Source organism: Enterobacter sp. DC4, from assembly GCF_000568095.1.
Taxonomy (GTDB): Bacteria; Pseudomonadota; Gammaproteobacteria; order Enterobacterales; family Enterobacteriaceae; genus Enterobacter; species Enterobacter pseudoroggenkampii.
This window is the reverse complement of the sequence record NZ_AZUB01000001.1, coordinates 205,910-227,175: the sequence shown is the minus strand read 5'-3', so window position 1 is coordinate 227,175 and position 21,266 is coordinate 205,910. Positions and strand designations below refer to the sequence as shown.

Sequence of the window (21,266 nt, the reverse complement as noted above, 5' to 3'; positions counted from 1 at the left end):
GTTTTCAGGGAGATATAACGAATAGGGGAGGACAAAAACCACAATGTCGCGAAGGAGCGGAGTGTAGCAGCTTTTGTGACGTGGCGCATAAAATATCCCTCCGCATTCCCTCGACGTTAGCGTGAATCAGGCATAATCTTAATCAATCGATTGATTAATTCTTAATGCCGCTATGAATACAACCCCGACGACATCAAAAGGTGAACAGGCCAAAAACCAGCTTATTGCCGCCGCGCTGGCGCAGTTTGGTGAGTACGGGCTGCATGCAACCACGCGCGATATTGCGGCGCTGGCCGGGCAGAACATTGCGGCGATTACCTACTATTTTGGCTCAAAAGAGGATTTATACCTCGCCTGCGCCGAGTGGATCGCCGATTTTATCGGCACGCAGTTTCACCCGCACGTTGAGGAAGCCACCGCGCTGCTCGGCCAGCCGTCGCCCGAACGCGCCGCCGTTCGCCAGCTTATTCTCAACGCCTGCCACGATATGATCCGCCTGCTGACGCACGACGATACGCTCAACCTGAGCAAGTTTATCTCCCGCGAGCAGCTCTCCCCGACTGCCGCCTACCAGCGGGTACACGATCGGGTGATTGAGCCGATGCACTCCCACCTGACCCGGCTGATCGCCGCCTATACCGGGCGCGATGCCAGTGATACCGAGACAATTTTGCATACCCACGCCCTGCTGGGTGAAATTCTTGCCTTCCGTCTGGGCAGGGAAACCATCCTGTTACGCACCGGCTGGACACAATTTGATGAGGATAAAGCCGCGCAGATTAGCCAGGTCATCGCCTGTCATCTCGATCTAATCCTGCAAGGCTTGACGCAAAGGAGCCTGAAGTCATGAAAAAACCTGTCGCCATCGTTCTGGTGGTTGTTGTTTTGCTTGCCGCCGGAGTCGGTGGGTGGCTGTGGTATCAGAGCCATCAGGATAAAGGCCTGACCCTGTACGGTAACGTGGATATTCGCACGGTGAACATGAGCTTCCGCGTGGGCGGACGTCTCGCCTCGCTGAACGTTGACGAAGGCGATGCCATTAAAACCGGGCAGACGCTGGGGATGCTGGATAAAGCGCCCTATGAGAATGCGCTGCTGCAGGCCAAAGCAGGCGTGTCCGTCGCCCAGGCACAATATGACCTGATGCTGGCAGGCTATCGCGACGAAGAGATCGCCCAGGCCGCCGCCGCCGTTAAACAGGCGCAGGCCGCCTATGACTACGCTCAGAATTTCTACGCCCGTCAGCAGGGGCTGTGGAAAAGCCGCACCATTTCCGCTAACGATCTGGAAAATGCGCGCTCGTCCCGAGACCAGGCGCAGGCAACGCTGAAATCCGCGCAGGATAAATTAAGCCAATACCACACCGGTAACCGCCCGCAGGATATCGCCCAGGCGAAAGCCAGCCTTGAACAGGCGCAGGCGCAGCTGGCCCAGGCGGAGCTGGATCTGCACGACACCACGCTCATCGCACCGTCTGACGGCACGCTGATGACCCGCGCCGTGGAGCCGGGCAGCATGCTCAGCGCGGGCAGCACCGTGTTGACCCTCTCCCTGACCCGCCCGGTATGGGTACGCGCCTACATTGATGAGACGAATCTCGGCCAGATGCAGCCGGGTCGCGAGCTCCTGCTCTATACCGACGGTCGCCCGGACAAGCCGTATCACGGCAAAGTGGGCTTTGTCTCCCCTACCGCCGAATTCACGCCGAAAACGGTAGAAACACCGGACCTGCGTACCGACCTGGTGTATCGCCTGCGTATCATCGTGACCGATGCGGATGACGCGCTGCGTCAGGGCATGCCCGTCACCGTAAAAGTGAACGGCGGGGAACGACATGAATGACGCGGTTATTCAGCTCAACAATCTGGTTAAACGCTTTAAGGGGATGGATAAGCCCGCGGTCGCACCGCTGAACTGTACCATCCAGAAAGGCTATGTGACCGGGCTGGTCGGCCCGGACGGCGCGGGGAAAACCACCCTGATGCGGATGCTGGCCGGGCTGCTGAAGCCGGATGAAGGATCGGCCCGCGTGCTCGGCCTTGACCCGATAAAAGATGACGGCGCGCTCCGCGCCATGCTCGGCTATATGCCGCAGAAGTTTGGCCTGTACGAAGACCTGACGGTGATGGAAAACCTGAACCTGTACGCCGACCTGCGCAGCGTCACCGGCGAAACGCGACAGAAAACCTTCGCCCGCCTTCTGGAATTTACCTCCCTCGGCCCGTTCACCGACCGGCTGGCGGGCAAGCTCTCCGGCGGGATGAAGCAGAAGCTGGGGCTGGCCTGCACGCTGGTGGGCGAACCAAAGGTGCTGCTGCTGGACGAGCCCGGCGTCGGCGTAGACCCGATATCGCGCCGTGAATTGTGGCAGATGGTGCACGAGCTGGCGGGCGACGGGATGCTGATCCTCTGGAGCACCTCCTACCTCGACGAAGCCGAGCAGTGCCGGGACGTGCTGCTGATGAACGAAGGCGAACTGCTTTATCAGGGCGAGCCGACGACGCTGACGCAGAGCATGGCCGGGCGCAGCTTCCTGCTGCACAGCCCCCAGGCGTCCAACCGCACGCTGCTGCAGCAGGTGCTCAAGCTGCCGCAGGTCAGCGACGGGATGATTCAGGGCCGCTCGGTGCGGGTGATCCTCAAAAAAGAGGCCACCGTCGACGATATTCGCCATGCGCCCGGCATGCCTGAGATCGACATGGAAGAGACGGCGCCGCGTTTCGAAGATGCGTTTATCGACCTGCTGGGCGGCGCGGGGACGTCAGAGTCGCCGCTTGGCGCCATTCTGCACACGGTGGAAGGCACGCCGGGCGAAACGGTCATTGAAGCCAAATCCCTCACCAAAAAGTTCGGGGATTTCGCCGCCACCGACAACGTCAATTTTGCGGTGAAGCGCGGGGAGATTTTTGGCCTGCTCGGGCCGAACGGTGCGGGAAAATCGACCACCTTTAAGATGATGTGCGGCCTGCTGGTGCCGACGTCCGGCAAGGCGCTGGTACTGGACATGGACCTGAAGGTCAGCTCCGGCAAGGCGCGCCAGCATCTGGGCTATATGGCGCAGAAGTTCTCGCTGTATGGCAACCTGACGGTCGAGCAAAATCTGCGCTTTTTCTCCGGCGTGTACGGCCTGCGCGGGCGGGCGCAGAACGACAAAATCCGCCGCATGAGCGACGCCTTCGGGTTAACCAACATTGCCTCCCACGCCACCGACGAGCTGCCGCTCGGCTTTAAGCAGCGGCTGGCGCTGGCCTGCTCGCTGATGCACGAGCCGGATATTCTGTTTCTGGATGAACCGACCTCGGGCGTTGATCCCCTCACCCGCCGCGAGTTCTGGCTGCATATCAACAGCATGGTGGAAAAAGGGGTGACCGTAATGGTGACCACCCACTTCATGGACGAGGCGGAGTACTGCGACCGCATCGGGCTGGTGTATCGCGGTAAGCTGATTGCCCACGGTACCCCGGACGACCTGAAAAACCAGGCCGCCGACGAGGAGGTCCCGGACCCGACCATGGAGCAGGCGTTTATCACCCTCATCCACGACTGGGATAAGGAGAATGCCCATGCGCAGTAATGCCCTTTCCTGGCGCCGGGTGCGCGCGCTGTGCATTAAAGAGACGCGGCAGATCGTGCGTGACCCCAGCAGCTGGCTGATTGCGGTGGTGATCCCCCTGCTGCTGCTGTTTATCTTTGGCTACGGCATTAATCTGGACTCCAGCAAGCTCCGGGTCGGGATTTTGCTGGAACAGCAGAGCGAAGAGGCGCTGGACTTCACCCACGCCATGACCGGATCGCCCTATATTGACGCCACCATCAGCGACAGCCGTCAGGAATTGATCCAGAAGATGCAGGCCGGGAAAATTCGCGGTCTGATCGTCATTCCGGTGGATTTCGCCGCCAATATGGCGCGGGCAAATACCGATGCGCCGATCCAGGTGATCACCGACGGCAGCGAGCCGAACACCGCGAACTTCGTGCAGGGCTATGCGGAGGGGATCTGGCAGCTCTGGCAGATGCAGCGGGCGGAAGACCGGGGCGAGACGTTCAACCCGCTGATTGACGTGCAGACGCGCTACTGGTTTAACCCCGCCGCCATCAGCCAGCATTTTATTATTCCGGGCGCGGTGACCATCATCATGACGGTCATTGGCGCGATTCTGACCTCGCTGGTCATCGCCCGCGAGTGGGAGCGCGGCACCATGGAGGCGCTGCTTTCAACCGAAGTGACGCGCGTCGAGCTGCTGCTGTGCAAGCTTATTCCCTACTACTTCCTCGGTATGCTGGCGATGCTGCTCTGCATGCTGGTGTCCGTCTTTATCCTCGGCGTGCCGTATCGCGGCTCGCTGGTGGTACTGTTCTTTATCACCAGCCTGTTTTTACTCAGCACGCTGGGGATGGGGCTACTCATATCCACCATCACCCGCAACCAGTTTAACGCGGCCCAGGTGGCCCTCAACGCCGCCTTTTTGCCGTCGATTATGCTGTCCGGGTTTATCTTCCAGATAGACAGTATGCCTGCGGTGATCCGCGCCGTGACCTACATCATCCCGGCGCGCTACTTTGTAAGCACGCTGCAAAGCCTGTTCCTGGCAGGGAATATTCCGGTGGTGCTGATTATCAACACCCTGTTTTTACTGGCGTCAGCGGCGATGTTTATCGGGTTGACGTGGATGAAAACCAAACGGCGGTTAGATTAAGGAGCGCGCATGTTTTACCGTTTATGGACGTTAATACGCAAAGAGCTGCAATCCCTGCTGCGCGAGCCGCAAACCCGCGCCATTCTGGTTTTGCCGGTGCTGATCCAGGTACTGCTGTTCCCGTTTGCCGCCACCCTTGAGGTGACCAACGCCACCATCGCCATTTACAACGAAGACAACGGCAAACACGCCGTTGAGCTAACGCAGCGCTTTGCCCGCGCGAAAGCCTTTACCCACATCCTGCTGCTAAAAAGCCCGCAGGAGATCCAGCCCACTATCGACACGCAAAAAGCGCTGCTGCTGGTACGGTTCCCGGCGGATTTCTCCCGCAATCTGGATACCTTCCAGACCGCGCCGATGCAGTTGATCCTCGACGGACGTAACTCCAACAGCGCCCAGATAGCGGCCAACTATCTGCAGCAGGTGGTGAAGGATTACCAGCAGGAGCTGATGGACGGCAAACCGAAGCCTAACAACAGCGAACTGGTGGTGCGCAACTGGTATAACCCGAACCTGGACTACAAGTGGTTTGTAGTGCCGTCGCTGATCGCCATGATCACCACCATCGGGGTGATGATCGTGACCTCCCTCTCCGTCGCCCGCGAGCGCGAACAGGGCACGCTGGATCAGCTGCTGGTCTCCCCGCTTGCTACCTGGCAGATTTTCGTCGGTAAAGCGGTTCCGGCGCTGATCGTCGCGACCTTCCAGGCCACCATCGTGCTGGGCGTGGGAATATTTGCTTACCAGATCCCGTTCGCCGGTTCGCTGGCACTGTTTTACTTCACGATGGTGATTTACGGGCTGTCGCTGGTGGGGTTCGGGCTGTTGATCTCGGCGCTCTGCTCAACGCAGCAGCAGGCGTTTATCGGGGTATTCGTCTTTATGATGCCCGCGATTTTGCTCTCGGGGTATGTTTCTCCCGTCGAGAACATGCCGGTATGGCTACAGGATCTGACGTGGGTAAATCCGATTCGGCACTTTACGGACATCACCAAACAAATCTATCTGAAGGATGCGAGTCTGGATATTGTCTGGGGAAGTTTGTGGCCGCTACTGGTGATTGCGGCCACGACGGGCTCAGTGGCGTACGCGATGTTTAGACGCAACATTGCGTAGCTTTTTCTCTTTGGTCAGCAATGAGACGACCGCAGGCCCTGCGAGGATAGCCATACCCGCCAGGGCCAGCAGCAGGTTGTTTTGCAGCACGCGTGACAGCAGCCACAGGACGATCATCGCCGCACCAAAGTACCAGGTGGTGGTGAGCTCTTCGAGCACATCACCCACCTCGCGCCAGCGTGCTTCATGGTGGCGCTGTAAGAACAGCATCGACAGCACGGTGACGCCGTAAAGGACGCATAGCCCCAGGCCAACATGCACCAGCGTGCCGCTCATCCAGCCCATCACCAGTACGGCCACGACCAGTAAATGCAACATTATCTGCCAGCAACTCAGGCCAGTTGCGACACGAACACGTTGTTGCCACTTCATGGCTTCTCTCCTGAAGGATTTTTCTCTGCTTAATCAGACTACCGCACTTTACGGAAAATTCCGTAACGCCGCATCTTTTTGTGACGCCGACTACACTTTATTTTCATTGGGATAGTCACTCAGGAAGGAGCTTATGACGAAAAAAATGCAGCATTTCTCGCTTAAAGTGCTGACGATAAACATTCATAAAGGCTTCACAGCATTTAATCGCCGCTTCATTTTACCGGAGCTGCGCGACGCGGTTCGCACCGTCAGCGCGGATATTGTCTGCCTGCAGGAGGTGATGGGTGCACACGAAGTGCATCCGCTTCACTTTGAGAACTGGCCCGACACGCCGCACTATGAATTTCTGGCCGACACCATGTGGAGTGATTACGCCTACGGCCGCAATGCGGTCTATCCGGAAGGGCATCACGGCAACGCGGTGCTGTCCCGTTATCCCATAGAACATTACGAAAACCGCGACGTTTCCGTCGGGGAGAGCGAAAAACGCGGCCTGCTTTACTGCCGCGTTACCCCGCCCGATCTTGAGCTGCCCATCCATGTCGGCTGTGTTCATCTGGGCCTGCGCGAAGCCCATCGGCAGGCGCAGCTGAAAATGCTGGCCGAATGGGCCAACGCACTTCCCGAAGGTGAACCGGTGGTAGTGGCGGGCGATTTCAACGACTGGCGACAGCGGGCAAACCATCCGTTAAAGGTAGAGGCCGGACTGGAGGAAATTTTCACCCGGGCGAACGGCAGGCCTGCGCGCACCTTTCCGGTCCGTTTCCCGCTGCTGCGGCTTGACCGCATCTACGTAAAAAATGCCCATGCCAGCAGCCCGACCGCCCTGGCGCTCCTCAACTGGCGGCATCTTTCCGACCATGCCCCGCTCAGCGCGGAGATCCACCTATGAAATGTTCCTGGCAGGAAGGCAACCGGATCACGTTGCTGGTCAACGGGGACGAGTATTACCCGGCCGTGTTTAAGGCGATTGATCACGCTCAGCAGAAGGTGATCCTCGAAACCTTTATCTGGTTCGAAGACAACGTTGGCAAGCAGCTGCACAGCGTGCTGCTGCGCGCCGCCCAGCGCGGGGTGAAAATTGAAGTGCTGCTGGATGGCTACGGCTCGCCGGATCTCAGCGATACGTTTGTGAATGAGTTGACCGCCGCGGGGGTGGTGTTCCGCTACTACGATCCCGGCCCTCGCCTGTTCGGTATGCGTACCAACCTTTTCCGCCGGATGCATCGCAAAATTGTGGTGGTGGATGAGACGGTGGCGTTTGTCGGCGGCATTAACTACTCCGCTGAGCATATGTCCGACTACGGCCCGGAAGCGAAGCAGGATTACGCGATTCGCATTGAAGGCCCGGTGGTGCAGGACATCTTGCTGTTTGAGCTGGAGAACCTGCCGGGGAAAGAGGCCGTGCGCCGCTGGTGGAAACGCCGTCATCGCCCGGAAGAGAACCGGAAGCCCGGCGAAGCGCAGGCGCTTTTCGTCTGGCGCGACAACGGCGAGCACCGGGACGATATTGAACGTCATTATCTCAAGATGCTGGCCAACGCGAAGCGCGAAGTGATCATCGCTAACGCCTACTTTTTCCCGGGCTATCGTCTGCTGCACGCCATGCGCAATGCGGCCCGACGCGGCGTGCGCGTGAAGCTGATTGTACAAGGCGAGCCGGACATGCCGATCGTCAAAGTCGGGGCGCGGCTGCTGTATAACTATCTGGTGAAGGGCGGCGTCCAGATCTACGAATATCGCCGCCGACCGCTGCACGGCAAAGTCGCGCTGATGGACGATCACTGGGCCACCGTGGGCTCCAGCAACCTCGATCCGCTGAGTTTGTCGCTCAACCTTGAAGCCAACCTGATCATCCACGATCGCCAGTTTAATCAGACCCTGCGGGAGAACCTGCAGGCGTTGATCGTTAACGACTGCGTGCGCGTGGATGAGTCCATGGTTCCCAAACGCACCTGGTGGAACCTGGGCATCAGCGTGGTGGTGTTCCACTTTCTGCGGCATTTCCCGGCGATGGTCGGCTGGCTGCCGGCGCATACGCCGAAGCTGGCACAGGTGGACCCGCCGGTACAACCCGAAATGGAAACCCAGGACCGCATAGAAGCGGAAGATGGAGGCAAACCCTGATGTCGAAATCGCATCCACGCTGGCGGCTGGCAAAAAAGATCCTCACCTGGCTGTTTTTTATTGCGGTCGCGGTTCTGCTGGTGGTCTACGCGCAGAAAGTTGACTGGGAAGAGGTGTGGAAGGTCATCCGCAACTATAACCGGATGGTGCTGCTGGGCGCTGTGGGGCTGGTTATCGTGAGCTACCTGATGTACTGCTGCTATGACCTGCTGGGCCGCGCTTACTGCGGCCACAAGCTGGCCAAACGTCAGGTAATGCTGGTGTCGTTTATCTGCTACGCCTTTAACCTGACGCTGAGTACCTGGGTCGGCGGCATTGGCATGCGCTATCGCCTTTATTCGCGCCTTGGCCTGCCGGGCGGAACCATCACGCGCATTTTCTCGTTAAGCATCACCACCAACTGGCTGGGCTATATTCTGCTCGGCGGGGTGATCTTCACCATCGGCGTGGTGCAGTTGCCCGCGCACTGGTATATCGATGAGGCTACGCTGCGCATTCTGGGCATCGTACTGCTGCTGATTATCGCCGTTTATTTCTGGGCCTGCGCCTTTGCCAGACGCCGTCATATGACCATTAAAGGGCAAAAGCTGGTCCTGCCATCGTGGAAGTTTGCGGTGCTGCAGATGGCGGTTTCCAGCGCTAACTGGATGGCAATGGGAGCCATCATCTGGCTGCTGATTGGCGAGGACGTAAACTACTTCTTCGTGCTGGGCGTGCTGCTGGTGAGCAGTATTGCGGGCGTGATTGTGCATATTCCGGCGGGGATCGGCGTGCTGGAGGCGGTGTTTATTGCCCTGCTGGCCGGGGAGCATGTTTCTCAGGGAACGATTATCGCCGCCCTGCTGGCGTACCGCATGCTGTATTACTTCCTGCCGCTGGCGCTGGCAACGATCTGCTATCTGGTGCTGGAAAGTCGGGCGAAGAAGCTGCGGGCGAAGAATGAGAGTATGTTAGCGAAGTAAATAAGTCGGGTGGCGGCTTCGCCTTACCCGACCTACGGTTCGCGCTTCGTAGGCCGGGTAAGGCGAAGCCGCCACCCGGCAAAGCAACCTTAACGACGGTTGCCAAGAATTCGCAGCAGCATCAGGAACAGGTTGATAAAGTCCAGATACAGCGTCAGCGCGCCCAGGATCGAATATTTGCGCAGGTTCGAGCTGTCACGCACGTCAATCTGCTCGCCGATGTTTTTCAGCTTCTGGGTGTCATACGCCGTCAATCCAACGAAGATCACCACCCCGATGTAGGTCACGGCCCACATCAGCGCTTCGCTCTTCAGCCACAGGTTTACCAGCGACGCCAGCACAATCCCGATCAGCCCCATAAACAGCATACTGCCGAAGCCGCTCAGATCGCGCTTCGTGGTGTAACCGTACAGGCTCATCGCACCGAACATCCCGCCGGTGACCACGAAGGTGCTGGCGATGGATGAGTAGGTGTAAACGATAAAGATGCTGGAAAGCGTCAGCCCCGTTAGTGCCGAATAGAGCATAAACAAGGTCGTTGCCATGCCGGCACTCAGCTTTTGCACAAGACCGGAAAGCACAAACACCAGCGCCAGCTGCGCGATAATCAGCCCAAAGAAGGTGATCTTACTGGAGAAGATAAACATCATCAGTTCAGGCGTGTTCGCCGCATACCACGCGATAAACGCGGTAAGCAGCAGGCCAACCGTCATCCAGCCGTACACCTGAGCCATATACGTCTGCAGGCCGCTACGGGTCTGCTGTACTATTGAATCGGAACGCGGAAATCGGTCCATGATTCACTCCTGATTAAGTTTAAGTAGACACACACGTTAAGATTAACACATCCACGTAAACCGACTACCAACGGCTGGCGGCTTGTTTATCGCTGTCGCGAGATTCTACCCAGCGGTCACCTTCCGGCGTGGCTTCGCGCTTCCAGAACGGGGCTTTGGTTTTGAGGTAATCCATAATGAACTCCCCGGCGGCAAACGCGCTGCCGCGGTGCGCGCTGGTCACCCCGACGAAGACAATCTCCTCGCCAGGCCACATCTCGCCGATGCGGTGAATCACCGTGATGCGGCCAAGCGGCCAGCGGCTCCGCGCCTCCTCCACAATCTCCGCCAGCGACTTCTCCGTCATGCCGGGATAATGCTCCAGCGTCAGGGCCTTCACGCTGTCGCCGAGGTTGTGGTTGCGCACTTTGCCAGTGAAGGTGACAACTGCGCCGTCTTCATCGCGTTCCGCCAGCCAGCTGTATTCGGTCCCCACGTTAAAACGCCCGGGGCTCACCAGAATTCGGGTTTCAGCCATCTTAGCCCCCCGTTACCGGCGGGAAGAAGGCCACTTCATCCCCTTCGGCCAGCGGGTGGGTGAATTCCACCAGCGTCTGGTTAACGGCGGCCAGCAGCTTGCCTTCGTCCAGCGCCAGCGCCCAGCGGTCGCTTTGTGCCGCCAGATGCGCCCGCAGGGCAGCAACGTTTTCAAAAGACGCATCCAGCGTCAGGCTGTCGGTATTCACCAGCTCGCGCACCTGCGCAAAAAAGAGCACCTTAATCATGGCTGTCCACCTTAAAATCACCGGATTTTCCGCCGCTTTTTGCCAGCAGGCGAACCGGGCCAATCACCATATCTTTCTGCACCGCTTTGCACATGTCGTAGATGGTCAGCGCGGCAACGGAGGCCGCCGTCAGGGCTTCCATCTCCACGCCGGTTTTGCCGGTTAAGCGGCAGAGTGACTCAATGCGCACGCGGCTTTGCTCCGGCTGGGCCTGCAGGTTCACCTCCACCTTGCTCAGCATCAGCGGATGGCACAGCGGGATGAGCTCCCAGGTGCGCTTGGCGGCCTGAATGCCGGCGATGCGCGCGGTGGCAAAGACATCACCCTTGTGATGGCTGCCGTCGATGATCATCGCCAGCGTCTCCGGCAGCATGGTGACGAACGCTTCGGCGCGGGCCTCGCGCACCGTTTCGGCTTTGGCGGAGACGTCCACCATATGCGCTTCACCGGCGGCGTTAATGTGGGTCAGTTGTGACATAGCTTATTTCTTTAAATGGGGATGGAAATTACACGGACGGGTACGGGCGTCCAGCTGCGGGGCGATGATGTTTTCCCACGCGGTGCGGCAGGCTTTGGTCGAGCCCGGCATGGCGAAAATCAGCGTTTTGTTAGCCACCCCGGCAACGGCGCGCGACTGCAGCGTGGAGGTACCAATCTCTTCATAGGAGAGCATGCGGAACACCTCGCCGAAGCCTTCCACCTCGCGGTCGAACAGCGGGATCAGCGCTTCGGGCGCCTGATCGCCTGCGGTAAAGCCGGTGCCGCCGGTGATCAGCACCACCTGCACCTCATCGCTGGCGATCCACTGAGAGACCTGCGCGCGAATGGCGTAGCGGTTCTCCTTCACGATCGCTTTATCAACAATGTGATGCCCCGCGTCATGGGCCGCCTCGCGCAGCCAGTGGCCGGAGGTATCATCCTCTTCGCCACGACGGTCGGAAACGGTAAGGATCGCAATACGTATCGGGATAAATTCTGCGCTAACCTGACTCATCTTCTGATTCCTTCTTAAGTCTGATTACCCGCCAATGTAAGACAGGTTCTGAGTAATGCCGGTATTGCCCTGATGCAGGAAGTGGGTCTGTTTTTTATGCGTCAGCGCTTCAGAAATGCGTGCTTCAAGCGCGTCCTGCTGCGCATCGTCTTCCAGCAGATCGCGAAGATCTACGCCGCCGTCACCAAACAGGCAAAGATGGAGCTTGCCCACGGAGGAGACGCGCAGGCGGTTGCAGCTGGCGCAGAAATCTTTCTCGTAAGGCATGATAAGCCCGATCTCACCTTCGTAATCAGGATGGCAGAAGACCTGCGCCGGACCGTCGCTGCGCTGGCGGATCTGGTGGATCCAGCCGCGTTTCAGCAGCGCGTCGCGCAGCACCATGCCGGAGATGTGATGGCGGCGGAACAGCTCGCTGCCCTCGCCGGTTTCCATCAGCTCAATAAAACGCAGCTGAATGGGGCGGGATTTAATCCACGCCAGGAAGGTATCGAGCTGGTGATGATTTACATCACGCATCAGCACCGTGTTGACTTTGACTTTTTCGAAGCCGGCCGCAAATGCCGCATCGATGCCGTCCATGACCTGCTGGAATTTATCCTGGCCGGTAATGGCGTGGAACTGGCGGGCGTCAAGACTATCTACGCTGACGTTGATGGCGGTTAAGCCCGCATCGCGCCAGGTCGCCACGTCGCGCACCATGCGGTAACCGTTGGTGGTCACCGCAATCTGGCGGATACGTTCGTTTTCATGTACGGCGGCAATGATGTCGGGGAAATCGCGGCGCAGCGAGGGTTCGCCGCCGGTCAGACGCACTTTTTCGGTGCCGAGCTCAGAGAAGGCGCGCGTGACGCGGCGCACTTCGTCCACGGAGAGAAAGCCGTTATTGGTGACGCTGCCCGGTTTGTAGCCATCGGGCAGGCAGTAGGTGCAACGGAAGTTGCACACATCGGTAATCGACAGACGTAAGTAATAAAACTTACGCGCGAAAGCATCAGTAAGTTGTGAAGCCATGTACACCTTTCCAGATCGGGAGGCACAGTCATTTCTTTCTGTACCCTGGTGGCAAATTCGCCACGGCCAGAGCGCCATATCTTTCGACACAGGCACAAGGGCTAGAGTGTATGTTTTCAATTTCGAAAACGTGGTTAGGGCGATAGTAGCGCGGAAATTCTGACGGCGCCATTATCGCTTTTCGCTATATAATTAAGTATATAGCGAGTCATTCGTCCATTTTCGCTACAGAATACCTAAAAACCGCATTTTCACATTGATATACGTCATTTTGCATCGGGTGAGGCATCGTCTTTTAGGGGTAGTTAGGTTACTGTTACGCGATCGAACGTGATAAGGAATACGTATGCGCAATCGCACTTTTGCGGATCTTGACCGAGTGGTCGCTCTTGGCGGAGGACACGGCTTAGGGCGGGTTATGTCCTCTTTGTCGTCACTGGGCTCAAGGCTGACAGGGATAGTGACCACCACCGATAACGGCGGCTCAACCGGGCGCATTCGTCGTGCCGAAGGCGGCATTGCCTGGGGAGATATGCGCAACTGCCTGAACCAGTTAATTACCGAGCCGAGCGTCGCGTCGGCGATGTTTGAGTACCGTTTTGGCGGTAATGGCGAACTTTCCGGACATAACCTCGGAAATCTGATGTTAAAGGCGCTGGATCACCTGAGCGTAAGGCCTCTCGAAGCCATCAATCTGATCCGTAATCTGCTCAAAGTGGACGCATTCCTGATCCCCATGTCTGAACAACCGGTTGACTTGATGGCTATCGACGCCGAAGGGCATGAAGTTTACGGCGAGGTGAATATTGACCAGCTCCTCCTGCCGCCAACGGAGTTGATGACCTATCCTAGCGTGCCCGCCACGCGTGAAGCGGTAGAGGCAATCGGGGAAGCGGATCTTATCCTGATCGGTCCAGGTAGTTTTTATACCAGCCTGATGCCCATTCTGCTGGTGAAAGAACTGGCGCAGGCGCTGCGCCGCACCCCGGCGCCGATGGTTTACATCGGTAATCTGGGACGTGAACTGAGCCCGGCGGCGGCGAGCCTGTCGCTGGCAGACAAACTTGAATTAATGGAGCATTACGTCGGCAAGAAAATCATTGACGGCGTAGTCGTGGGCCCAAAAGTGGATGTGTCAGGGATTGGCAATCGTCTGGTGGTGCAGGAGCCGCTGGAGGCCTCAGACATCAAGTATCGCCACGACCGCCATCTGCTGCGCGAGGCGCTGGAGAAGGCGATTCAGGCGCTGGGTTAGGTTCGTTTTGTGCGGCCTGATGCCCTCACCCCGGCCCTCTCCCACGGGGAGAGGGAGAAAATACGCTGCTTTAAGCTATGATGCCGCGATAAACAGATCCCGCAGCTGATGAAGCTGGTCGCGGATCTGCGCCGCCTCTTCGAACTCAAGGTTCTGCGCGTGCTGCATCATCTGTCCTTCCAGCTCGTGGATTTTCTGCTGCAGCGCTTTCGGCGTCAGCACGACGGTATCTTCTTCCACCACTGAACGCGCCTTGCCGCGGCCTTTCGCTTTGGTTTTGGCAATGTTCTGACCCAGCGCCAGAATATCCACCACCTTCTTGTTCAGACCCTGCGGCGTAATGCCGTGTTCTTCGTTGTAGCGCTGCTGCTTCTCGCGGCGGCGCTCCGTTTCGCCAATCGCTTTCGCCATCGATGGGGTGATTTTGTCACCGTACAGAATCGCTTTCCCGTTGACGTTACGCGCGGCGCGGCCGATGGTCTGGATCAGGGAGCGTTCAGAACGCAGGAAGCCCTCTTTGTCCGCATCCAGAATCGCCACCAGCGAAACCTCCGGCATATCGAGACCTTCTCGCAGCAGGTTAATCCCCACCAGCACGTCAAACTCGCCCAGACGCAGGTCGCGGATAATCTCCATGCGCTCCACGGTATCGATATCCGAGTGCAGATAACGCACCTTCTCGCCGTGCTCTTCGAGATACTCGGTCAGGTCTTCCGCCATACGCTTGGTGAGCGTGGTCACCAGCACGCGCTCGTTGATGGCGGAACGCGCGCGAATTTCCGAAAGCAGGTCGTCCACCTGGGTGGCCACTGGGCGCACCTCGATAACCGGATCCAACAGCCCGGTCGGACGCACCACCTGGTCAACCACCTCATCGCCCGATTTTTCCAGCTCGTAGTTGCCCGGCGTGGCCGAGACGTAGATGGTTTGCGGCGCGAGCGCCTCAAACTCTTCAAACTTCATCGGACGGTTATCCAGCGCCGACGGCAGGCGGAATCCGTACTCCACCAGCGTCTCTTTACGCGCGCGGTCACCGCGGTACATCCCGCCGATCTGCGGGATCGTAACGTGGGATTCATCGATCACCAGCAAACCGTCTGCCGGAAGGTAATCAAACAGCGTCGGCGGCGGCTCGCCCGGCCCGCGCCCGGAGAGGAAGCGGGAATAGTTTTCGATGCCGGAGCAGTAGCCCAGCTCGTTCATCATCTCAAGGTCAAACTGGGTACGCTGGCTCAGGCGCTGCTCTTCCAGCAGCTTATTGTTCGCCAGCAGCACCTTCCTGCGCTCGGCCAGCTCCACTTTGATCTCTTCCATCGCCTGCACAATACGCTCGCGCGGCGTCACATAGTGCGTTTTCGGGTAGATGGTGAAGCGCTGGATCACCGATTCAACGTGTCCGGTCAGCGGGTCAAAGAGCGACAGGCGTTCAACCTCTTCGTCAAACAGCTCGACGCGCAGTGCCATATCGTCCGATTCCGCCGGGAAGATGTCGATCACCTCACCGCGTACGCGGAAGGTGCCGCGCTGGAACGCCTGATCGTTACGGGCATACTGCAGCTCAGCCAGACGACGGACGATGGCGCGCTGGTCGATGATCATCCCCTGCGTCAGGTGCAGCATCATCTTGAGATAGAGATCCGGATCGCCCAGGCCGTAGATCGCGGAAACCGATGCGACAACGACCACATCGCGACGCTCCAGAAGCGCCTTAGTGGCCGACAGACGCATCTGCTCAATGTGTTCGTTCACCGAGGCATCTTTCTCAATGAAGGTGTCAGAGCTCGGTACATAAGCTTCAGGCTGGTAGTAATCGTAGTAGGAGACGAAATACTCCACGGCGTTTTCCGGGAAGAACTCTTTCATCTCGCCGTAAAGCTGTGCGGCCAGGGTTTTATTGGGTGCCAGCACCATCGTGGGGCGCTGGAGATCCGCAATCACGTTGGCGATGGTGAACGTTTTACCCGAGCCGGTTACCCCCAGCAGCGTCTGGTGCGCCAGCCCATCTTCCAGCCCTTCTTCCAGACGACGGATCGCCTCAGGCTGATCGCCAGATGGACGGAAAGCAGAATTCAATTTGAACGGTTTACTCATGGGCGACAACCTGATGACGTTATAAGCGGCAGGTGAGTAATTTTACTCCTTGTTGCCAGGAATGCCAGTAAAAAACACTGGATGAAAAACCAGTAGCATGTCAGGATATTTAGAGTAGCGCCTGAATGATTAGCGCGATAGCGACCAAAATTTGGACTGTGACAATATAAAACACCAGTCAGGTCAGGTTATCCCCAGAACTTTTTCTTTTTTAACATTTGTCAAGCCAGGTAATGATAGTTTTGTGGCAACGGGTGACACTTTCATGACGGGAATTGCTTTTATCTAAGCAATTAAAAAATAAACGATATTTTCTTAAGCCGCGTTTCGCGTCAATTTGGGCGAAAGCCGCGTCTTCTCTCGCTTATCGCGTGTTTTCTAACTCTAATGCACATGGTTATCCACAGGAATAGTGGATAACTGCTTCCAGCCCATGCAGACTGGCGCTCGGCAAATTCCCGGATTTTCCCACGAGACGGCGGTAAAAAATTTTTATAGCTATTTTTTGCTGATTAACAGTTGCTTCATTCATAACCAACCGATGCGATCTTGCTCACATTTTCAGCATTTCGGGTTCTGCACCACAACTCAACACCGCCAGCACCGTCGATGTGCAATCCCTTTTTTTCTCAGCCCCTCTCCGGTGACTTATTCCTAAAAAAGCCGGTTTTTTAAACGCTTTTCGGTTTCTGGCAGGGGTTTTGCAGATTCAAACCCGAGCCTCACCTACACACATTTTTAAGGAGAGAAAGATGTTGAGTCTGCGTGCTGTGAATCAGTTTTACGGAAGCCAACATACGCTATGGAACGTGAATTTGGATTTTCCGCAAGGAATGTGTACAGGCGTCGTTGGCCTGCCGGGAATGGGGAAAACCACCCTCATGAATTGCATCGCCGGGAGAGTGCCCGTCGAAAGCGGTAGCATCATCTGGCATGAGGCAGGCGCGCCGCCGCGCGATTTGCTTAACCTGCCGCCAGAACAGCGTTCAGGAACGGAGATAGGCTATGTCCCGCAGGACAGGCGGATCTTCTCCCAGTTAACGATTGAGGAGAATCTGCATATCGCCATGCGGGCGATGGGGAAACCCAATCCGGAAGCGAAAAGCGACGTTTACGACCTGTTTCCAGCGCTCTACGCATTGCGACAGACCCGCGCCAACACGCTCTCTCCGGACGACCAGTACCAGCTGGCGCTGGCTAATGCGCTGGTGAACCGTCCTCACCTGCTGATCCTCGATGAGCCCCTGCACGGCGCAGGACACAGCTTCGCCCAGAAGCTGGGGCAGCTGCTGGTGCGCTTAAACCGGGAGTTAGGTATGACGGTGCTGTTAGCGGAGCAGCAGCTGTCGTTTATCCGCCGGGTTGCGGACCGTTTCTGTATGCTCTATCGCGGGCGTAACGTGGCGCAGGGCCACGTTAACGAACTGGATGACGAGCTTATCGCTCACTGGATGTCGCGGGAAGCAAAACGCTGAGATCGAGATAACGCCCAATTTCGGCATTTTCCGCGCCGTCAGCAAGCCAGGGAATTTCCCCGAGGCACGGGGCGGGAAGGACGCGCCTGAGCGTCGCCAGATACTCCTGGTGTCGTTTCCCCGGCGCAACCACGTCGTTGGCTATCCAGCCCGCCAGACGCAGCCCGGCCTGCTGTATGGCCTGCGCGGTCAGCATGGCGTGATTGATACAGCCCAGCTTAACGCCGACGACCAGAATGACCGGAAGCTGCTCGGCCTGCACCCAGTCAGCAAACGTCTGTGTGTCCGAAAGCGGCGTAAACCAGCCGCCAGCCCCTTCCACCAGCACCCAGTCGGCCTGGCTTTCCAGCGCCCGCAACCCGGCTGAAAGCACGGCGAAATCAATCGGACGACCTTCGTCAGCGCTGATGATGTGCGGCGAGGTCGGCTCGGCAAAGGTGTACGGATTGACCGCTGAATAGGCGAGTTCACGCGTGCTGTTACGCTGGAGCGCCAGCGCGTCGGTATTGCGTAACCCTTCCTCCGTCATCTCGCTGCCGGAAGCAACGGGCTTATATCCGGCGGTGTTTTTTCCGAGCTTTCGTGCCGCCTGCAGCAGCGCAGAGCTGGCAACCGTTTTGCCCACTTCCGTATCCGTTCCGGTGACAAAATAACGTTCAGTCACGTTCGATAATCCCATGAAAAAGTTGATAAGAGAGCGGGAAATAACCCCGCTGCTGCGGCCAGGCCAGCTCCAGGCGCTGCAGCTGTCCCCGGGTTAGTGGTTTTTTCTCGCGTCCGGTATGCAAATGCGTGGCGCCAATGCCCTTCAGCGAGCGCATCGCGCTGAACGCATCGCTAAAATTGAGGGTGATGGTCTGTACCGTGCTGCGATAGCGCCAGCCTGTCAGCGCCTGCGTCACCTGGTCATGCGATAAAAAGCGGTTAGCGTGCGGCTGCTCATCCACCGCTTTCCACGCCTGATTCAACTCCGGCAGCGAACTCTCCAGCAAGGTGGTAAAGGCCACCTTCCCGCCCGGTCGCGCCACGCGATAAAGCTCGCGCAAGGCCTGCGGCAGGCTGCTGCACCACTGGACCGCCAGATGACTCCAGACCAGATCGAACTGCGCATCCGCCAGCGGGATCGCCTCGATATCGGCCAGCAGATAGCGATCTGCAGCCTGCCGCTGGCGCGCCTCTTCCAGCATCCGGGCGGAGAGATCGATAGCCGTCACCTGGCTTCCCGCCCCGCGCCAGTAGCGGCTGTTGCTGCCGGGACCACAGCCGGCGTCGAGTACCTGCGGAAAACGGCTCTCGCCAAGCGCGGCCAGAAGCCCCTGCGCGCTCAGACGCTGCAGCTCATCGTGCTGCGAATAGCTCTGCGCGGCGCGACCAAATGCCGCCGCGACGGCCTGCTTATTCACCGGCAACATGGAGCGCCTCCAGCAACGTCTCAATATCCTGTGCTTCATGCGCCGCCGTCAGGGTTAAACGCAGCCGCGCGGTACCTGGCGGGACCGTTGGCGGGCGGATAGCGGTCACCCACATGCCGCGCTGGCGCAGCGCCTGTGCCAGCGCCAGCGCGCGGCCGTTTTCACCGACAATCACCGGCTGGATAGCGCTCTGCGAATCGGGACTGCGGAAGGGCAGCGCCTCAAGTCCCTGACGGAAGCGAGCGATATGCTCTGCCAGACGCTGGCGACGTTCATCCCCTTCCGCGCTGCGGATCACCGCCAGCGACGCAGACAGCGCCACGGCCTGCGCCGGGGGCATGCTGGTGCTGTAGATCAGGTGTCGGGCAAACTGCAGCAGATAGTCGGCGACGGATTCGCTGCACAGCACGGCGGCGCCGCTGACGCCAAAACCTTTGCCGAAGGTGACAATCAGCAGCTCCGGCTTCACGTTTTGCTGATACGCGCTGCCGCGCCCTTCGTCGCCCATTACGCCAATGCCGTGGGCATCGTCCACCAGCAGCCAGGCGTTTTGCCGTTTGGCGGTATCGTGCAGCGCGGCAAGCGGCGCGCTGTCGCCGTCCATGCTGAATACCCCTTCCGTGACCGCCAGCTGTTGTCCGTCGCAGGGTTTATCCAACAGCGCAGCAAGCTGTCCCGCATCGTTATGAGCAAAGCGGCGCAGCTGCGCCGGGCTTAAATGTGCCGCCTCCAGCAGGGAGGCGTGACTTAAGCGGTCGGCGACAATGCGGTCCTCTTTTTCCATCAGGGCAGTAATCACCGCCTGGTTGGCGGCAAAGCCGGAGATAAACAGCAGCGCGCGCGGGTAGCCGAGCCAGTCAGCCAGTTCCTCTTCCAGCGCATGATGCGCTGTGGTGTATCCGCTGACGTGTCCCGAGCCGCCGCTGCCCACGCCAAACCGCTCAGCGCCCTGCTGCCAGGCGCGGATAATGGCCGGATGCTGGCTCAGCCCGAGATAGTCGTTGCTTGAGAAATTGCAGAACCGCAGGCCTTCACGGGTAAGAAAACGGCCCGCGCCGTTTTCCACCACCCTGCGAACGCGAAACGCCTCTGCCGCACGGCGTTCGTCCAGCGCGGTATTAATGCGTGCCTGCCAGGTCATACGGCTGCCGCGTTGTAGAACTGGTCGGTGTCGGCGTTGAAAATCTGCTGCTCCAGCTGCTGCTGTTGCTCGTTATCGCCCGTCAGTACCTCGGTCTGGTGCGGGTTAAGCCCCAGCTTGCGGAACAGCTGAACGTCTTTGTCCTCTTCCGGGTTCGGCGTGGTCAGCAGCTTGCAGCCGTAGAAGATGGAGTTGGCTCCGGCCATAAAGCACATGGCCTGGGTCTGCTCGTTCATCTGCTCGCGACCGGCAGAGAGGCGCACGAAAGAGGTTGGCATCATGATGCGCGCCACCGCGATGGTGCGAATAAAATCAAACGCATCCACGTCGTCGTTGTCCGCCAGCGGCGTGCCCTTGACCTTCACCAGCATGTTGATCGGCACGCTTTCCGGCGGGGTCGGCAGGTTAGCCAGCTGCAGCAGCAGGCCCGCGCGGTCTTTCACCGTTTCGCCTAAGCCCACGATACCGCCGGAGCACACTTTGATTCCGGCATCACGCACTTTATCCAGCGTATCCAGACGCTCCTGGTAGGTACGCGTGGTGATGATGTTGCCGTAAAACTCCGGCGAGGTGTCGAGGTTGTGGTTGTAATAGTCCAGCCCCGCCGCCGAAAGGCGCTGCGCCTGCTCGTCGTTCAGCGTGCCGAGCGTCATACAGGCTTCGAGGCCCATCTCCTTCACGCCTTTTACCATCTGCTCCAGGTAAGGCATGTCGCGATCGTGCGGGTTCTTCCACGCCGCGCCCATGCAGAAGCGGGTCGAGCCGGCGTTTTTCGCCTTGCGCGCCGAGTCGAGCACCTGCTCAACTTCCATCAGCCGTTCGGATTCCAGGCCGGTTTTGTAGCGCGCGCTCTGCGGACAATATTTGCAGTCTTCAGGGCAGGCACCGGTTTTGATCGACAGCAGCGTACTGACCTGAACATGGCGAGGATCGAAGTGCTGACGATGCACCTGTTGGGCTTCGAACATCAGCTCAAGGAAAGGTTTATTGAATAATTCAGTGACTTGCGACATCGTCCAGCGTGCGTGGTGAGCCATGGGGCTTCT

General features: G+C 58.4%; 22 protein-coding genes and 1 riboswitch. Of the genes, 10 read left to right on the top strand and 12 right to left on the bottom strand.

Features of this window, described 5'->3' with window-relative positions:
* Positions 1-172 precede the first annotated feature (172 nt).
* The 5 genes from cecR to P349_RS22880 are packed head-to-tail and all read left to right on the top strand — an operon-like array spanning position 173 to position 5,813.
* Positions 173-850: a transcriptional regulator CecR gene (gene cecR, locus P349_RS22860; protein WP_032649428.1), complete on the top strand. Its 678-nt coding sequence runs from the start codon at positions 173-175 to the stop codon at positions 848-850.
* Positions 847-1,842 (top strand): secretion protein HlyD, encoded by a 996-nt coding sequence (gene hlyD / locus P349_RS22865; protein ID WP_032649431.1) that lies wholly within the window; start codon positions 847-849, stop codon positions 1,840-1,842. Before cecR ends, hlyD begins: the two co-directional genes overlap by 4 nt.
* On the top strand, positions 1,835-3,574 hold the full coding sequence (locus tag P349_RS22870; protein WP_032649433.1) for an ATP-binding cassette domain-containing protein: 1,740 nt from the start codon (positions 1,835-1,837) through the stop codon (positions 3,572-3,574). Before hlyD ends, P349_RS22870 begins: the two co-directional genes overlap by 8 nt.
* The gene (locus P349_RS22875) at positions 3,564-4,697 is read left to right on the top strand and encodes an ABC transporter permease (protein ID WP_032649434.1); all 1,134 of its coding nucleotides are present in this window, start codon (positions 3,564-3,566) and stop codon (positions 4,695-4,697) included. The genes P349_RS22870 and P349_RS22875 overlap by 11 nt, the downstream gene beginning before the upstream one ends.
* A 9-nt stretch (positions 4,698-4,706) precedes the next feature.
* Positions 4,707-5,813 (top strand): ABC transporter permease, encoded by a 1,107-nt coding sequence (locus P349_RS22880; protein ID WP_032649437.1) that lies wholly within the window; start codon positions 4,707-4,709, stop codon positions 5,811-5,813.
* On the opposite strand, the gene P349_RS22885 is transcribed toward P349_RS22880, so the two are convergent.
* Positions 5,775-6,185 carry a YbhQ family protein gene (locus P349_RS22885; RefSeq protein WP_032649440.1) on the bottom strand — a complete coding sequence of 137 codons (411 nt, stop codon included), beginning with the start codon at positions 6,183-6,185 and terminating at the stop codon, positions 5,775-5,777. The genes P349_RS22880 and P349_RS22885 overlap by 39 nt on opposite strands.
* A gap of 133 nt (positions 6,186-6,318) precedes the next feature.
* Between P349_RS22885 and P349_RS22890 the strand changes: the two genes are divergently transcribed.
* Genes P349_RS22890 through P349_RS22900 form a run of 3 tightly spaced genes read left to right on the top strand, consistent with a single transcriptional unit; the run spans position 6,319 to position 9,277 of the window.
* Positions 6,319-7,080 (top strand): endonuclease/exonuclease/phosphatase family protein, encoded by a 762-nt coding sequence (locus tag P349_RS22890; protein WP_032649441.1) that lies wholly within the window; start codon positions 6,319-6,321, stop codon positions 7,078-7,080.
* On the top strand, positions 7,077-8,315 hold the full coding sequence (gene clsB, locus P349_RS22895; protein WP_032649443.1) for a cardiolipin synthase ClsB: 1,239 nt from the start codon (positions 7,077-7,079) through the stop codon (positions 8,313-8,315). Before P349_RS22890 ends, clsB begins: the two co-directional genes overlap by 4 nt.
* Entirely contained in the window at positions 8,315-9,277 is a 963-nt protein-coding gene (locus tag P349_RS22900; RefSeq protein WP_032649444.1) for a lysylphosphatidylglycerol synthase domain-containing protein, read from the top strand. Before clsB ends, P349_RS22900 begins: the two co-directional genes overlap by 1 nt.
* 89 nt (positions 9,278-9,366) lie before the next feature.
* On the opposite strand, the gene P349_RS22905 is transcribed toward P349_RS22900, so the two are convergent.
* From P349_RS22905 to moaA, 6 genes are all read right to left on the bottom strand, one after another.
* On the bottom strand, positions 9,367-10,074 hold the full coding sequence (locus P349_RS22905; protein WP_032649445.1) for a Bax inhibitor-1/YccA family protein: 708 nt from the start codon (positions 10,072-10,074) through the stop codon (positions 9,367-9,369).
* Positions 10,075-10,138: 64 nt separating this feature from the next.
* Positions 10,139-10,591, bottom strand: coding sequence for a molybdopterin synthase catalytic subunit MoaE (gene moaE / locus P349_RS22910; RefSeq protein ID WP_032649447.1), 453 nt, complete (start codon positions 10,589-10,591; stop codon positions 10,139-10,141).
* A gap of 1 nt (position 10,592) precedes the next feature.
* Entirely contained in the window at positions 10,593-10,838 is a 246-nt protein-coding gene (gene moaD, locus P349_RS22915) for a molybdopterin synthase sulfur carrier subunit (RefSeq protein ID WP_032649449.1), read from the bottom strand.
* Positions 10,831-11,316 carry a cyclic pyranopterin monophosphate synthase MoaC gene (gene moaC / locus P349_RS22920; protein ID WP_032649450.1) on the bottom strand — a complete coding sequence of 162 codons (486 nt, stop codon included), beginning with the start codon at positions 11,314-11,316 and terminating at the stop codon, positions 10,831-10,833. Before moaC ends, moaD begins: the two co-directional genes overlap by 8 nt.
* Before the next feature lie 3 nt (positions 11,317-11,319).
* Positions 11,320-11,832, bottom strand: coding sequence for a molybdenum cofactor biosynthesis protein B (gene moaB, locus P349_RS22925; RefSeq protein ID WP_032649451.1), 513 nt, complete (start codon positions 11,830-11,832; stop codon positions 11,320-11,322).
* Between the two features lie 24 nt (positions 11,833-11,856).
* A complete protein-coding gene (gene moaA, locus P349_RS22930; RefSeq protein WP_032649453.1) occupies positions 11,857-12,846 on the bottom strand; it encodes a GTP 3',8-cyclase MoaA in 990 nt (329 codons plus the stop codon).
* Positions 12,834-12,967: riboswitch (molybdenum cofactor riboswitch) on the bottom strand. (Overlaps the previous gene by 13 nt.)
* 225 nt (positions 12,968-13,192) lie before the next feature.
* On the opposite strand from moaA, the gene yvcK reads away from it, so the two are divergent.
* The gene (yvcK, locus tag P349_RS22935; protein ID WP_024908762.1) at positions 13,193-14,101 is read left to right on the top strand and encodes a uridine diphosphate-N-acetylglucosamine-binding protein YvcK; all 909 of its coding nucleotides are present in this window, start codon (positions 13,193-13,195) and stop codon (positions 14,099-14,101) included.
* A gap of 75 nt (positions 14,102-14,176) precedes the next feature.
* Here the strand turns inward: yvcK and uvrB are convergent, their stop codons facing one another.
* The gene (gene uvrB / locus P349_RS22940; protein ID WP_024908763.1) at positions 14,177-16,192 is read right to left on the bottom strand and encodes an excinuclease ABC subunit UvrB; all 2,016 of its coding nucleotides are present in this window, start codon (positions 16,190-16,192) and stop codon (positions 14,177-14,179) included.
* Between the two features lie 752 nt (positions 16,193-16,944).
* On the opposite strand from uvrB, the gene P349_RS22945 reads away from it, so the two are divergent.
* Positions 16,945-17,667, top strand: a complete 723-nt coding sequence (locus P349_RS22945; protein WP_032649455.1) for an ABC transporter ATP-binding protein — start codon at positions 16,945-16,947, stop codon at positions 17,665-17,667.
* Here P349_RS22945 and bioD read toward each other — a convergent pair.
* The 4 genes from bioD to bioB are packed head-to-tail and all read right to left on the bottom strand — an operon-like array spanning position 17,630 to position 21,257.
* Positions 17,630-18,331, bottom strand: coding sequence for a dethiobiotin synthase (gene bioD / locus P349_RS22950; RefSeq protein ID WP_193745646.1), 702 nt, complete (start codon positions 18,329-18,331; stop codon positions 17,630-17,632). The genes P349_RS22945 and bioD overlap by 38 nt on opposite strands.
* A complete protein-coding gene (gene bioC / locus P349_RS22955) occupies positions 18,324-19,079 on the bottom strand; it encodes a malonyl-ACP O-methyltransferase BioC (RefSeq protein ID WP_032649462.1) in 756 nt (251 codons plus the stop codon). The genes bioD and bioC overlap by 8 nt, the downstream gene beginning before the upstream one ends.
* A complete protein-coding gene (gene bioF / locus P349_RS22960; RefSeq protein ID WP_032649464.1) occupies positions 19,063-20,220 on the bottom strand; it encodes an 8-amino-7-oxononanoate synthase in 1,158 nt (385 codons plus the stop codon). The genes bioC and bioF overlap by 17 nt, the downstream gene beginning before the upstream one ends.
* Entirely contained in the window at positions 20,217-21,257 is a 1,041-nt protein-coding gene (gene bioB, locus P349_RS22965) for a biotin synthase BioB (RefSeq protein WP_032641628.1), read from the bottom strand. The genes bioF and bioB overlap by 4 nt, the downstream gene beginning before the upstream one ends.
* Between the last annotated feature and the right edge of the window lie 9 nt (positions 21,258-21,266).